This is a genomic window from Paenibacillus lutimineralis (assembly GCF_003991425.1).
GTDB classification, from domain to species: Bacteria; Bacillota; Bacilli; order Paenibacillales; family Paenibacillaceae; genus Fontibacillus; species Fontibacillus lutimineralis.
The window spans coordinates 6,292,921-6,306,671 of the sequence record NZ_CP034346.1 but is presented as its reverse complement, the minus strand read 5'-3'; the positions used below and the strand labels follow the sequence as shown (position 1 = coordinate 6,306,671).

Below are 13,751 nucleotides of genomic sequence, written 5' to 3'. Positions count from 1 at the left end.
CATTTTAGACAGATAAAATGATATTCAACAGATGAACGATGGAGGTAAGACAATGCATTTGAAGCAACAACGTAAGATTATTTTTGGTATCACTATATTCTACACTCTTTTTATTCTCTATTTTTTGTTTCTCGCTTTCGGCAGAGTAGATAAGGTAGATCAAATCAACGGGTACACCTTTATGTTTTTACCGAACGATTTTTTTAGGGTGCCAAGCCTATCCGATCTTCTACATCCTACGTTGATGGATTTTGTGGGTTTCGGGAACATCGCAGCCTTCATTCCTTTTGGCATATTGATTCCTTTGTTATATCGAACCAGCTTTGTTCGCTTTATAACATTGTTCATCCTGTCCATTCTCCTGCTGGAGACTATTCAGGCACTAACTTTACTCGGCAGCTTCGACATGAACGACGTCATACAGAACTCATCTGGCGCAGCCATCGGATTCGGGGCGTACAAATTTGGCTTTCGTACAAAGAATAACTGGAGAAATATCGCTGCTACGGGCATTTTCGGCATTGTCTTGATGCTCGGGCTGTGGGGGATCTTCGGGGTGCTTGACCAAGTGTTCACCAAAGAAATGGGCCCCTTTGTAGCGATCAACGAATTGAAGGATAGTACTGGGAATCCATCAACGGGAACCAAACAGTCCAGTCTTAAGATTGGCGGTCAAGACGTGGAACCCAAATATAATGTGTATAGCATCGAAGGTAAAGACAAGGAAACGTACACGTATACGTTAGACAATAAGAAGGAGTTGTATCTTTTTTTGAATTACGGAATTCCCGATCAAAAGGATTCCCATGGCAGCATCAGGGTTACCGTCGATGGGCATGAGTTCCTGTCCGTATCTGCAGAAGCCGGGCGCCATGAACCGGATATATCCGAAATTTTTCTCCCGCAGGCCAATGAGCTTATGATCACCCTGGAGGGAAATGAAACGCTATGGGATGTTGGATTTCGAGAGATGGTATATAAATGGAATTGAGCATCGTGGAAAGGAGGTATAGCCATGGAAGTTTTAAAAATTGAGCATCTGTCTAAAGAATACGGCACAGGCGAATCGGCGGTGAAAGCACTTGACAATGTCTCCTTCTCGGTCCAAAAGGGCGAATTCGTCGCGATTATTGGCCCGTCTGGATCGGGGAAATCGACGCTCCTTCATATGCTGGGCGGCGTGGATCGGCCGACTGGCGGTAAAGTTTATGTTCAGGATACGGACATGTATGCCTTGAACGAGACGCAGTTGGCCATCTTCAGGCGCAGGCAAATCGGCCTGATCTACCAGTTTTTCAATCTGATTCCCGTCCTGACGGTAGAAGAGAATATTACGCTGCCGCTCCTGCTAGATAAACAAAAGGTAGATCAAAAGCAGTTGGATGGTCTTGTGAATACGTTGAATTTGCAGCATCGATTAAACCACCTGCCGAATCAGCTATCCGGCGGACAGCAGCAACGGGTCTCGATTGGCAGAGCGCTCATCGGCAATCCTGCGATCATGCTGGCCGACGAACCGACCGGGAATCTGGACAGCAAGAATAGCAGTGAGATCATCGACTTATTAAAAATGCTGAATAAGACCTATCATCAGACGCTGATCGTTATCACGCACGATGAACAGATCGCCTTGCAAGCCGACAGGATCATTTCGATTGAAGACGGGAGGATTGCCAAAGACGAGGTGATAAGGCGATGAACATTGTCAATTCGCTAACCGTCCGGCATCTGAAGCAGAACAAGAGACGAACGCTTGTAACCATTATCGGCGTCATCATTTCGGTTGCCATGGTGACCGCTGTCGCTACGCTTGTTTTTTCCTTTTCGGATTTAATGATTAGGCAATCCATCGCGGATACAGGAGAGTGGCATGTCCAATATCAAGATGTAACCAAAGAACAGCTTTCTACAATACAGGGCGATGACGCAACCAAAACCGTTGCGATCACAAGAGACCTTGGCTATGCCCCGTTAGAAGGGGGACAAAATCCCAATAAGCCGTACTTGTTCATTAAGGAATATAATGCGCAGGGTTTCGCGCAATTTCAGATAGAACTAAGCAAGGGGCGTCTCCCGCATACGGACAAAGAAGTCGTGATTTCTGAGCCCGTTGCCACAAACGCCAAAGTGAAGTACGAAATCGGCGACCGTCTAACCCTTCGGATTGGCGAACGATTCGAACAGGGGGGCGATCATCCCCTGGATCAGACCGAACCGCTGCGTAGGGAAGACGGTTCATTGACTGAAACGTTGAAGCATATCAAGGCAAGAGATTATACGGTGGTAGGCTTCATCAAGCGTCCCGTATTGGAATCGGCTTGGGCCCCGGGTTATACGATCATTAGCTATGTTGATGATAAAATCATTGGGGTAAACGATCGAGTCGATGCGTCGGTGGTGTTGCAGCGTGTCAATCCGTTCTTGTTCGCTCATGCAGAGGAATTGGCTGAGAAAAACCATATGGAGTCCGTCCAATATAATAACAGTTTGCTTCGTTATTACGGCTTGTCCAAAAGCAGTGGCTCGTCGAGCATGATGTTCTCCTTATCGGCGATCATTATGGCGGTCATTATGATCGGCTCGGTTTCGCTGATCTATAATGCTTTTGCGATATCCGTCTCGGAACGTTCCCGCCATTTAGGGATGCTGGCGAGCGTGGGGGCTACGAGAAGGCAGAAGCGAAATTCAGTGTTTTTTGAAGGTCTTGTCATTGGCTGGATCAGTATTCCCATTGGCATCCTATGCGGTCTTGGCGGGATAGGGATCACCTTTGGGTTCATGAACGCGATGATTGAACAGGCATTATGGACCAGTGAAAAACTGAGGCTCATCGTCACGCCGTTATCGCTCTTGATCGCCTGTGTTGTGTCGATGCTGACGATTTTCATTTCGACGTATCTGCCGGCAATCAAGGCATCCAAGGTATCCGCGATAGACGCGATTCGCCAAACCACCGACGTAAAGCTTACGGCCAAAGCCGTGAAAACGTCGAAGTTCATTCGCAAGCTCTTCGGGATCGAAGCGGAAATCGGGCTGAAAAACTTAAAAAGGAACAAACGGAGATATCATGCCATCGTATTTTCGCTCGTCATCAGCATCGTCTTGTTTTTGACGGTATCGTTTTTTACGGCCGGCATGACACAATCATTGGAACTGTCGCGGGAAGGCGTTAATTACGATATTGAAGTGTCTTACGGCAATGGAAAAAGAATAGACGATCGGTTGTTACAATCAATTGTATCCCTGGATAACGTCACGGAATATAACGTGATTCATGAGATGTATGAGAACGCTTGGGTCGATGCAGCGATCATCGCCGATGAATTGCAAGCGAAGGTGAAGAAGGATAAGAGCTTACTGCAAGACGGCAAATACCCTTACGATATTAAGATTCATGCCTTGAACGATTCGAGTCTGCAAGCCTATGCCAGAGCGGTCGGCGCGGATTACGAACAACTTACGGATCCGGATCATCCTGCCGCGATCGTGATGGATAGGATTCACTACAAAGATATGGATACGGAAAAATACGTCCAGACGAAGGCCATCTATACGAATGTCGGTCAAAGTATCGAGCTAACGAACTTCTATAAAGAGAATGGGGAAGAAACGAAGGCAAACAAAGTGATCGTTGCTGCGTTGACGGATCAGGCTCCTATGGGAATGAACCCGACTGGCGTTGGTGGGTTAAATATCATCGTGTCGGAGCGCGTCATGAATCGACTGGCAGACGACGAGAATCTAATTAACGTTTCGACGTACCTCCATTTGAAAAGCTCTGAACCGGTGAGGACGCAGCAGGAAATCGATGAGATGTATGAGACCAATCTGAATGTCTTCAATGTATATCAATCCAGAAAAAGCGAAGAACAACAGATTCTATTGATGTCCGTCTTTTCTTACGGTTTTATCGTATTAATTTCTGCGATTTCAATTGCGAACATTTTCAATACGATCTCGACAGGAGTGTCTCTTCGAAAAAGAGAATTCGCGATGCTGAAATCCGTAGGCATGACGCCAAAAGGCTTTGCGAAAATGATGAACTATGAAAGTATTTTTTATGGGTTCAAATCGCTGTTGTTCGGGCTGCCCATTAGTTTCGTCGTGATGTATCTGATCTATAGAGCATTTTCGAACAAATTCAGCTACGGGTTCACCCTCCCTTGGATGAGCATTCTGTCTGTCATTGTCGCCGTATTTGTCATTGTCGGTTCCGCCATGTTATATTCCGGCGCGAAAGTAAGGAAGGAAAATATTATTGATGCATTGAAGGAAGAGAATATATGATAGGCCAACGGCCCTGACTTGGTTGAAGTCAGGGCCGTTTCTCATGATTTAGCAGCCATTCTTTACGTGCGATTCCACCACCATATCCGCCGAGCTCGCCATTGGTATTGATCACGCGGTGACAGGGAATGACAATCGCCAGCTGATTAGCGCCGTTCGCTTGAGCTACTGCGCGATATGCGGTAGGCTTGCCAAGCGCCATCGCAATGTCGGCGTAAGAACGAGTTCCCCCAGGTGGAATCTGCCTTAATTGCTCCCATACGCTCTGCTGAAAAGGTGACCCTATAAGATGAAGAGGGGTCCTGAACTCAGTTAACGTACCCTCGAAATATTGAGTTAGTTCTTGTTCAATCCATTGAATGGGTTTTGTCTGGCCGGGAATTATCGCTGCTTTCAATCTTTTTCTTAGTCGTTCAACCTCGCGTTCTAGTCCTCGACGGTCCACGAACTCTAACAAATACAATTCGTTTTCATCCGATATGGCAATCATAGGGCCGAGCCGCGTGTCCAGCCACGCTGCCTTGAGAATATGGCTGTCATCAAGAAGTGTAGGAGGTGCGCCCATGATACGGGAAAAGGCATCTCTAAATCCGCTACTGGAATCGTACCCTGAAGCTAATTGCGTATCGATAATCTTCTCCCCCGATCGGATGCTCTTCAAAGCGAGTCCCATTCGACGTGCCCGAGCGTATTCGACGAACGTCATGCCAAAGCGCTTCTTGAACTGACGGCGGGCAGTGGATTCATCGATGGATAGAGCCTTGAAATCGCGCCCCTTCCATCGCTTCTCCGGGTTTTGCTCAACCGCTTCGACGAGTAGCCGGACGATATCCGAGACTTGATTCGGATGCGACAAGGGGCGGCAGCGCTGACAAGGGCGAAAGGATGCCAGAAGTGCTTGCTGAGCAGTCTCATAAAACTCACAGTTTTCGTATTTTGGCTTCCTAGCAGGGCAAGTCGGCCGGCAAAACACACCTGTGGATTTGACACCAACGTAGAAGACGCCTTCATATTCAGATCTTTTCTCGACAAGCGCCTTATAATATTCGATTTTTCGTTCCTCGTTATGGATCATAATTGTAGCCCCTACGCTTTTAGAATGAATTTATTATACCCTGCGTTTACGACAGCCGTAGCCGAAAATCAGGCATTTATTTTATAGAATCGTGGCGATAGACTAATGGATAGGTAATAATATTGTAAAAGGGGACAGGCGTTTATTCATACGCCATGTCCCCTGTTTTGATGCATGTATGCTGCAGCAATAGCAGCTGTGGGGCACGGAGCATTATGTTATCGTGATCGAGGTTATAACGATTTGTAGTCTCGAATAATAACATCGATCACATGCTTTCCCCAATTTGAGGCTTCTGAGCTTGGTTCATTCCAAGCGTAGGTGATGAGAGCCTTCCACAAAGCCCAGCCGCGTGCGCGACTAACCGTATCCTGGTCAAAGTCCATGCGGCTTAAGAATACGTCGCGGCTTACATCATCAAAAAAATTCCATGCCATCACCAGATCGCTTGAGGGATCACCAACGCCCATAGTTCCGAAATCAATGACGCCGCACAGACGTCCATTTTGCACAAGCAGATTGCCTACTGCCACGTCACCATGGAGCCATAGTGGTGACGATTGATATCTCGTTGCAAGGGCAAGCTCCCATATTTCCATTAAGAGCTTCTGATCATATTGGCCGGATAGCTTATCAATGACGGACCTTGCATCTTGATCATAAACCGCCAAGTGCCTCCACGATGAAAGTTTTGTGTGCCTGCCGGTATGCCGTGGCTCGCATCGATCGCTTCTAATTCTATCAGAAAGCCCGCGAGGTCTTCGGCAAATCTGTTTATATCGAGTATGTTGGCATGCGTGACGGTATCGCCTTCGATCCATCGGTTGACAGACCAGGGAAGGGGATATTCGTTCGTCGGTTCACCTTGTGCAATGGGAGCCGGAATGGGCAAGGACAGGAGAGGCTTGAAAATAGGGAGCCAGGTCAGTTCTTTCTCAACTGCCGAGGCATAATGTTCATGGCTCGGTAGACGAACCGTCATCTCGCTTCCCAGCCGATAGGTGCGGTTATCGTGTCCACTTTTTTCTACGGGTACAATCTCTAAGTCCTTCCACTCAGGAAATTGGCTATTGATTAATTGACGTACCATTTCAGTTGTAATTTCAATCATTTCTTTCGCTTCTTTCCTTAATAGTTGATGGATCGTAATCGTACATAAATCATAACAATTCACCTTGGCCATATCAAAGGATAAAACACTTATAAAAAACTTGCCGTTACAAACAGTTCGGAGAAACGTATCATAAGTGACGGCGAGTTCCCTCGGCGACCCTGCTAAAATCGTACAAGAAATGACGGATGCTTATGATCGTACTTTGTTACTCTGTACATGAAGGGAGGTTATTCAAGTGGATTGGCTTAAGAATCTAAATCAGGCAATGGAATATATCGAAGAAAATCTTGCGGAGGAGTTGGATTTGAAGGAGGCTGCGAGGCGGGCTTATTGTTCCGAATATCACTTTTCAAGGATGTTTTCATATCTTGCAGGAATTACGCTATCGGAGTACATCCGTCGGAGACGTCTGACACTTGCTGCATTTGAGCTTCAAACTAACGATGTAAGAATTATTGATGTGGCGATGAAGTACGGATACAACTCAGCAGATGCCTTTTCAAGAGCTTTTCAGGCTCTGCATGGGATGCCGCCCTCTATGGCAAAGTCCAATGGACCTTCATTAAAGGCCTATCCACGTATGACCTTTCAATTAACCGTACAGGGAGGAAATGCAATGCATTATCGTATTGTAGAAAAGGGACCATTCCGAATTGTGGGCATCATGAAGAGGGTACCCATTCAGTTTAATGGTGTGAATTCGGAAATCGAGTCCATGTGGAGAAGCTTAACGCCGGAGGATATCGTTCAACTCAAAGCACTCTCGGATACTGAACCAAGGGGATTGATTCAAGCATCGGTGAATTTTTCCGAGGAGCGTATGGAGGAGAAGGGATCGCTTGATCACTATGTTGGCGTCGCTACAAGCAAGGAGTGTCCCGAGCATCTGACGAATCTAGAGGTTCCCGAAGCAACCTGGGCTGTGTTTGAAGCGGTCGGCCCATTCCCGGATACTTTACAGAACGTATGGGGACGTATTTATTCAGAATGGTTTCCTTCTGCGAGTTACGAGTTGGCAAGAGGGCCGGAAATATTATGGAATGAGAGTAAGGAAGTATCCTCTCCAAATTTCAGAAGCGAAATTTGGATACCTGTCATAAAAAAATAAGTGCTAGGCTAATTGAATTTGATCAGTCATTCGGCAAGAAGAGAGAACTCCTATTTGGCCAGGAGTTCTCTCTTCTTGCATTCGCGTGACTTGCCGTTACTGGTAATTAACCTGGGATCACTTCATAGGCCAACTTCATGATGGCATCCTTATGTTGAGGGTATTTAGCCAAGAGCTCGTCCTGTGTAAATAACTCAAAATCTCGGAACTCAAAACCAGGCGAAACCATGCACCCTACTAAAGAGAAGGTATCTTGATCCGTAACGGATGAACCAAAGATAGTATTTTTTGGGACTAGCACTTGTGGGACTTCTCCCTCATCCAAGTTTATTCCTAATTTAAACTCTTTATATTCTCCATTCTCATCAATGACATGTACCGTTAATGGACTCCCCGCGTGATAATACCATAACTCATCGGATTTCAAACGATGGAAATGAGAGATATTATTTGAGCCTAATAAGAAGTAGATGCTTGTATACAACAATCTTGTTCCCTCAAAGGAAACAGACAGTTCTTGATCTGAAGTTTTTTCCCCAGATTCAAACGTTCTTTTGTAATATCCCCCTTCCGGATGGGGTTCGAGCCCCAGTTTGGATATGTAATACTCTGCATTGTGTTTATCCATGGATGTATACCTCCCAGTTATGTTGTGTACCATACCAAAAGTGATGGTCATTAGTTTAATTATAATCGTATTATTTTTAAAAACTCAATTACGATGCAACGGAATCTTAAGATTTCCATTTATATGTCTCGTTATCAAACGCAGGGAGGAATTGTAGATGACAACATTTGATGCAATCATTATTGGATTTGGGAAAGGCGGAAAAACACTGGCTGTGGAGCTCTCTAACCACAATTGGAAGGTGGCGGTTATCGAGCGATCCAATAAGATGTATGGAGGAACTTGTATCAATATCGCCTGTATACCAACGAAATTCTTAGCTCACCGAGCAAAACAAGAACAAGTTAAAGAGGTTCAAGATCCGAAGGTGCGGCTCGCTCTTTATGATCAAGCCATTCAGGAAAAGGATGAACTCACTGCCTTCCTGCGTCAGAAAAACTATAACAATCTAGCTCAACATGAAAATATTCAAGTATTCGAAGGGACAGCATCATTTGTATCTGATCATGAAGTGCAGGTCACCTCAGATAAAGAGACAACTGTCTTATCTGCACCTCAAATCTTCATTAATACAGGCGCTGAGACGATCATCCCTAATATTCCAGGCGCCCGTGAGAGTCAGCATGTTTACACAAGCACGTCCATCATGGACCTGAAAAAACTGCCGAAGAAGCTGGTGATTATCGGTGGCGGCTATATTGGTTTGGAGTTTGCGTCCATCTATCGTCAATTTGGCTCTGAAGTAACCATTTTAGAGGGGGGATCCAAGTTCATTACCCGTGAAGATCGAGATGTAGCGGATGCCGTGTATGACGTGCTCTCAAAGAAGGGTATTGACCTTATACTGAATGCTAAAGTCATTGGACTCCAGGATGCACAAGAAGGAATAATTCTATCCTATGAGGTATCGGGCAATGCTATAGAACTGCATGTAGATGCTGTGTTACTGGCAACGGGCAGAAAACCTAATGTGAATGGTCTTAATCTGGAAGCAGCAGGTGTCAAGCTAGATGAACGTGGCGCTATCCAAGTCGATGTGCATCTAAGAACTTCCGTCTCCCATATTTGGGCACTAGGCGATGTGAAGGGCGGGCCACAGTTTACTTATATTTCGCTCGATGATTATCGAATCGTGAAGGATGATCTTTTTGGAAATGGTACCCGTCGTACCGAAGATCGAAATAATGTCCCTTACAGCGTATTCATTGATCCACCGTTATCCCGTGTCGGACTCAGTGAGGAAGAAGCACGTCAGAAAAAGTATAATATTAAAGTGGCGAAACTCCCTGCTGCTACGATCCCTCGTGCTCGCCTCATCCAGGAAACAGACGGATTCTTGAAAGCAATTGTAGATGCCGATACAAATAAGATTCTTGGAGCAACCTTGTTCTGTGCCGAATCCAGCGAAGTCATCAATATGGTGAGCATGGCGATTCAGATGGAACAACCCTATACATTCCTAAGAGACCATATCTTTACTCATCCAACCATGAGTGAGGCTTTGAATGATTTGTTCTCTCAAATCAAAGCATAATATATTCTTAACAAAGTCTAGGGTGACATTTTAAATGGTCCGATTGACCGTATGGCACCGATAAGCCATTTTTTTACTTTGGAATAGTGGGCTTCAAGCGAAGAGGGCATGTGCTCATGCTGCATTCGCACAAGCAGGCACTCCGCCCCTGGCGTACAATGAACCATAACCATTGAGCGAGGTGAACTTCCATGGCACAATCCAAAGAGGTGCTCGCACGGGCTAGACAGCTGCAGGATCGGCCGGTATGCATTACCTTGCACAGCGGCAGAACCTGCATTGGCTACATTACCGACGTTAACAGCAGCGGCTTGACGTTGGCCAGCGCCGGAACTCAGCCGAGCACCTCATCTGGGAAGCAAAACCCTAGGCCTAAGCGGGCCAGAGCGGGCTCCCACGCCTCGGGTAGTCGCTCCGGCAACCGGCGGAGTGGTTCACGCAAGCCAGCAGTCCGTTCTCGATCTCGCAAGTCTTCGGTCCGTTCTCGCCCTCGCAAGCCGGATGCTCAGGTATCGGCTTTTCTGCCGATATTAGGCTCGATGCTCGGGGGCATGGGCGGCATGGGCGGTGCGTTGGGCGGAGGCTTGAGGATGTTCGGCATGATCCAACGATTTATCCCGGTGGTGAAGTTAGGATACGGGATGATCAGGTCCATACGCCCGTTTCTCGGCGCCGTTCAAGGCTTGATGACTCCAGCCGAAGCTGTCGCTGAAGAAGAATCATCGTAACTGCAGGAGGATGTCCATTACCCATTAGGTATTTGCGGTTCGTAAGAAGTATTTTTAGTAAAGAGGAGCCTGATCTGTTGCAGATCAGGCTCCTCTTTTATCTAGAATGACATACAGTGGCAGCTCTAAGTTGAACCGTACCACAGTAAGTGACCATGAAAGATTATGGTAGATTCATGCTTGGAGAGTGCATATCTTTCCATCACCAATCTATGTATACTGGCTGTAATAAAATGCAGAGAGCATCAGCTGTATGAGAAAACAACAACAGCAGAAAGGGAGTTATTATGGAATTTACCATTACTCAAGAGATGCTTAGAAATGTAAGCGCTACAAATTATAGTTCAACAATGTCAGGCGCCTTATTTTATCTGGAAGAAGAGGCTTTCAGCGGTGTGAATAAAATTGCTAAAAAGGTGATGTATGACGTAGAGTTGGTCTTTGGTTATGCCCCACAAGCAACAACAGATAGAAATCAGCTTGGAAAATGTGCTGTTCTGTATGGAACCGTGGGCCACAGCCCAATACTGCTCGAGCTTGAGGAGAAAAGGCTGATCGATTTGTCAGACATCAAAGGGAAGAGAGAAGTATTTTTATTCCAAGTTATTGATTGTCCCTTTGAGGGCGTTGAAAAGGCGTTGATTATCGCAGGAAGTGATAAACGCGGCACGATCTACGGTCTTTTTCATCTATCAGAGCAACTTGGGGTTTCTCCGTTGGTGGATTGGGCGAATGTGAGGCCGGAGCGAAAAGAATCGTTCTCTTTGAGTGAGGATTTAAAATATATCTCTAAGGAACCATCCGTTCGTTTTCGCGGCTTTTTTATCAATGATGAGTGGCCGGCCTTTGGCAATTGGACCATGCGGAATTTTGGCGGGTTTAACGCAGAAATGTATGATCATGTTTTTGAGCTGCTGCTAAGATTGAAAGGGAATTATCTCTGGCCTGCGATGTGGTCAGCTCGTTTCTATGATGATGGACCTGGCTTGGCCAATGCAGAACGGGCAGATGAATATGGAGTAGTCATAGGGGCTTCCCACCACGAGCCTTGTTTGCGTTATGGAGAGGAATATAAATATCTCCGTGGTAAGGATTCAATTTATGGCGATGCCTGGAATTTCATTGGGAACCGCGAAGGGATTACAAAATTCTGGGAAGACGGTCTGAAGCGGAGCGGCAAATTCGAGAGTGTGATTACAGTCGGTATGCGTGGTGAGGCGGATACGGCAATTATGGGCAAAGGCGCTACACTTGCCGATAATATTCAATTGCTGCGAGAAGTAATACATACACAGAACCGGTTGATCCAGGAAAATGTCAATCCAGACCTGTCGGAAGTACCAAGAATGTTGGCCTTATATAAAGAGGTGGAACCTTTCTTTTATGGAGATGAGCATACACCAGGATTAATCCATTCCGAGGAGCTTGAGGACATCATACTAATGCTCTGTGATGATAACCATGGGAATCTCCGGACCTTGCCAACCCAAGAAATGCATAACCATCCAGGCGGTTATGGGATGTATTATCATTTTGATTATCATGGCGGGCCGATCTCTTTTGAATGGATTAACAGTTCATACCTCCCGAAAATTTGGGAGCAGATGACGATGGCTTATGACTTCGGAATCCGTGATCTTTGGATCGTCAATGTAGGCGATATTAGTACACAAGAGTTCCCGTTATCTTATTTCCTTGATTTAGCGTATGATTTTGAAAAATGGGGGACTGATGCGCTTAATAAGACGGGTCTATATACTGAACAGTGGATTCAGCAGCAGTTCGCTGGCGTGTTTCATGAGGATGATATGGAGAAGATCTTTGAGCTCCTGACAGGCTATACCAAGATTGCACATATCCGCAGATCTGAACATATGAATTCAGATGTATACCATCCGGTAAATTACAAGGAAACAGATCATTTATTAAATCAAATAGAACACCTATTGGATATGGCTAATGAACTATATAAGACCGTGGATGAGGGGAACTTGCCATCTTTTTTCGCACTAATCTATTATCCAACCGTCGGGAACCTCAATTTGCAGAAAATGTGGTTGTTAACCGGTAAAAATCATTACAAAGCAAAGCTAGGGGAGATGGAAGCCAATAAGCTTGCTGAACAGATTCAAGAATGCATGAAAAACGATAGGGAGCTTGTGGATCAGTATCATGCAATAGATCATGGCAGGTGGTACGGTATGGGGCTCTCTGAGCATATCGGATTCACGAAATGGAATGAAGATGAAGCTCGAAATCCGATCCTCATGAATGTGATGCCTGCGAATAAACCGAGATTGGCAGTTACTGTGGATGGAACGACCCAGCGTAGTGAAGGAAGCTCATGGCATATCCACAAATTATATATGAATGATTTTTTGCAGCCGGATGTTGCGGAAGCTTCATTTACGATTTCGAGTATTAGCGATCTAACGGCTGAGTATAAGATTACATGTCATCAGCCGTGGCTAACCTGTTCTAAGACGAGCGGCAGTTTAGACGGGAAAGAACAAACAACGGAAATCATTCATGTGAAGGTTAACCGTGGCGCGATGAACGACGAGACAGAAGGCCATATTTTAATAGAAATGCCATTAGGCAGCTGCACTATAGTCGTAAATGTATCCAAAGATGACTTTAGTGAACTACCTCATATGATCTTTACCGAGACGAATGGATATATTTCCATAGAAGCTGAACATTATGCGATAAACCAGGAAGCCATCCAGCCGAATGGGGATGTTAGGAGATTTGAAGTGATTGAAGGATACGGCAAAACACTATCTGCTGTAAAGGCTTATCCAACCACGAAATATTTTACTGCAGGCAAAGACGCACCTTACCTGGAGTATCTTTTTACAGTGCAGGAAGGCGGATGGTATGAGGTGGAGCTCTATATGCAGCCGTCTAATCCAGTTACCAAAGAAGGTTTGCTATTCTGTGGGATCCAAGTAAATGAGGAAGCTATTGACGTCATCAATACACTTCCTGAAGGATATCAGGTGGATGACGGTCATTGGGCACAGGGAGTGCTTAATCACATTCGTAGACACGGCACGGGAATCCATTGCCGGAAAGGAATAAATAAACTAAGGATTTATGCAGTAAGTCCGGGTTTTGTATTGGAGAAATTAGTGATCTATCCAACAGGCAAGCAACCTGCGGACAGCTATTTAGGACCTACTGAAACATACTATACAGGTAAAAACGCTACTAGACATTAGAAAGAACGAGATGGGGAAGTGAATGCTTCCCTCTTTTTTTGAATGTATACATA

9 protein-coding genes and 1 pseudogene are annotated in these 13,751 nt (G+C 45.6%); 7 read left to right on the top strand and 3 right to left on the bottom strand.

Going from position 1 to position 13,751, the window contains the following annotated elements:
- The first annotated feature begins 52 nt into the window (after positions 1-52).
- From EI981_RS28000 to EI981_RS27990, 3 genes are read left to right on the top strand one after another with little or no spacing between them, the layout of a single operon-like run.
- Positions 53-991, top strand: a complete 939-nt coding sequence (locus tag EI981_RS28000) for a VanZ family protein (RefSeq protein WP_127003892.1) — start codon at positions 53-55, stop codon at positions 989-991.
- Between the two features lie 24 nt (positions 992-1,015).
- Positions 1,016-1,699 carry an ABC transporter ATP-binding protein gene (locus EI981_RS27995; RefSeq protein ID WP_127003890.1) on the top strand — a complete coding sequence of 228 codons (684 nt, stop codon included), beginning with the start codon at positions 1,016-1,018 and terminating at the stop codon, positions 1,697-1,699.
- Positions 1,696-4,287, top strand: a complete 2,592-nt coding sequence (locus EI981_RS27990; RefSeq protein ID WP_127003888.1) for an ABC transporter permease — start codon at positions 1,696-1,698, stop codon at positions 4,285-4,287. Before EI981_RS27995 ends, EI981_RS27990 begins: the two co-directional genes overlap by 4 nt.
- A 28-nt stretch (positions 4,288-4,315) precedes the next feature.
- Here the strand turns inward: EI981_RS27990 and EI981_RS27985 are convergent, their stop codons facing one another.
- Together EI981_RS27985 and EI981_RS27980 are read right to left on the bottom strand one after the other, a co-directional pair.
- The gene (locus EI981_RS27985) at positions 4,316-5,362 is read right to left on the bottom strand and encodes a bifunctional transcriptional activator/DNA repair enzyme AdaA (protein WP_127003886.1); all 1,047 of its coding nucleotides are present in this window, start codon (positions 5,360-5,362) and stop codon (positions 4,316-4,318) included.
- A gap of 233 nt (positions 5,363-5,595) precedes the next feature.
- Positions 5,596-6,473: pseudogene (locus tag EI981_RS27980) on the bottom strand (aminoglycoside phosphotransferase family protein).
- Positions 6,474-6,711: 238 nt separating this feature from the next.
- Between EI981_RS27980 and EI981_RS27975 the strand changes: the two are divergent.
- The gene (locus tag EI981_RS27975; RefSeq protein ID WP_127003884.1) at positions 6,712-7,584 is read left to right on the top strand and encodes an AraC family transcriptional regulator; all 873 of its coding nucleotides are present in this window, start codon (positions 6,712-6,714) and stop codon (positions 7,582-7,584) included.
- A gap of 106 nt (positions 7,585-7,690) precedes the next feature.
- Here EI981_RS27975 and EI981_RS27970 read toward each other — a convergent pair whose 3' ends face one another.
- Positions 7,691-8,212, bottom strand: coding sequence for a cupin domain-containing protein (locus EI981_RS27970; RefSeq protein WP_127003882.1), 522 nt, complete (start codon positions 8,210-8,212; stop codon positions 7,691-7,693).
- Between the two features lie 157 nt (positions 8,213-8,369).
- Between EI981_RS27970 and EI981_RS27965 the strand changes: the two genes are divergently transcribed.
- From EI981_RS27965 to EI981_RS27955, 3 genes are all read left to right on the top strand, one after another.
- Positions 8,370-9,746 (top strand): FAD-dependent oxidoreductase, encoded by a 1,377-nt coding sequence (locus EI981_RS27965; RefSeq protein WP_127003880.1) that lies wholly within the window; start codon positions 8,370-8,372, stop codon positions 9,744-9,746.
- Between the two features lie 191 nt (positions 9,747-9,937).
- A complete protein-coding gene (locus tag EI981_RS27960; protein WP_127003878.1) occupies positions 9,938-10,474 on the top strand; it encodes a hypothetical protein in 537 nt (178 codons plus the stop codon).
- A gap of 287 nt (positions 10,475-10,761) precedes the next feature.
- A complete protein-coding gene (locus tag EI981_RS27955; protein ID WP_127003876.1) occupies positions 10,762-13,698 on the top strand; it encodes a glycosyl hydrolase 115 family protein in 2,937 nt (978 codons plus the stop codon).
- The last annotated feature ends 53 nt before the right edge of the window (positions 13,699-13,751 follow it).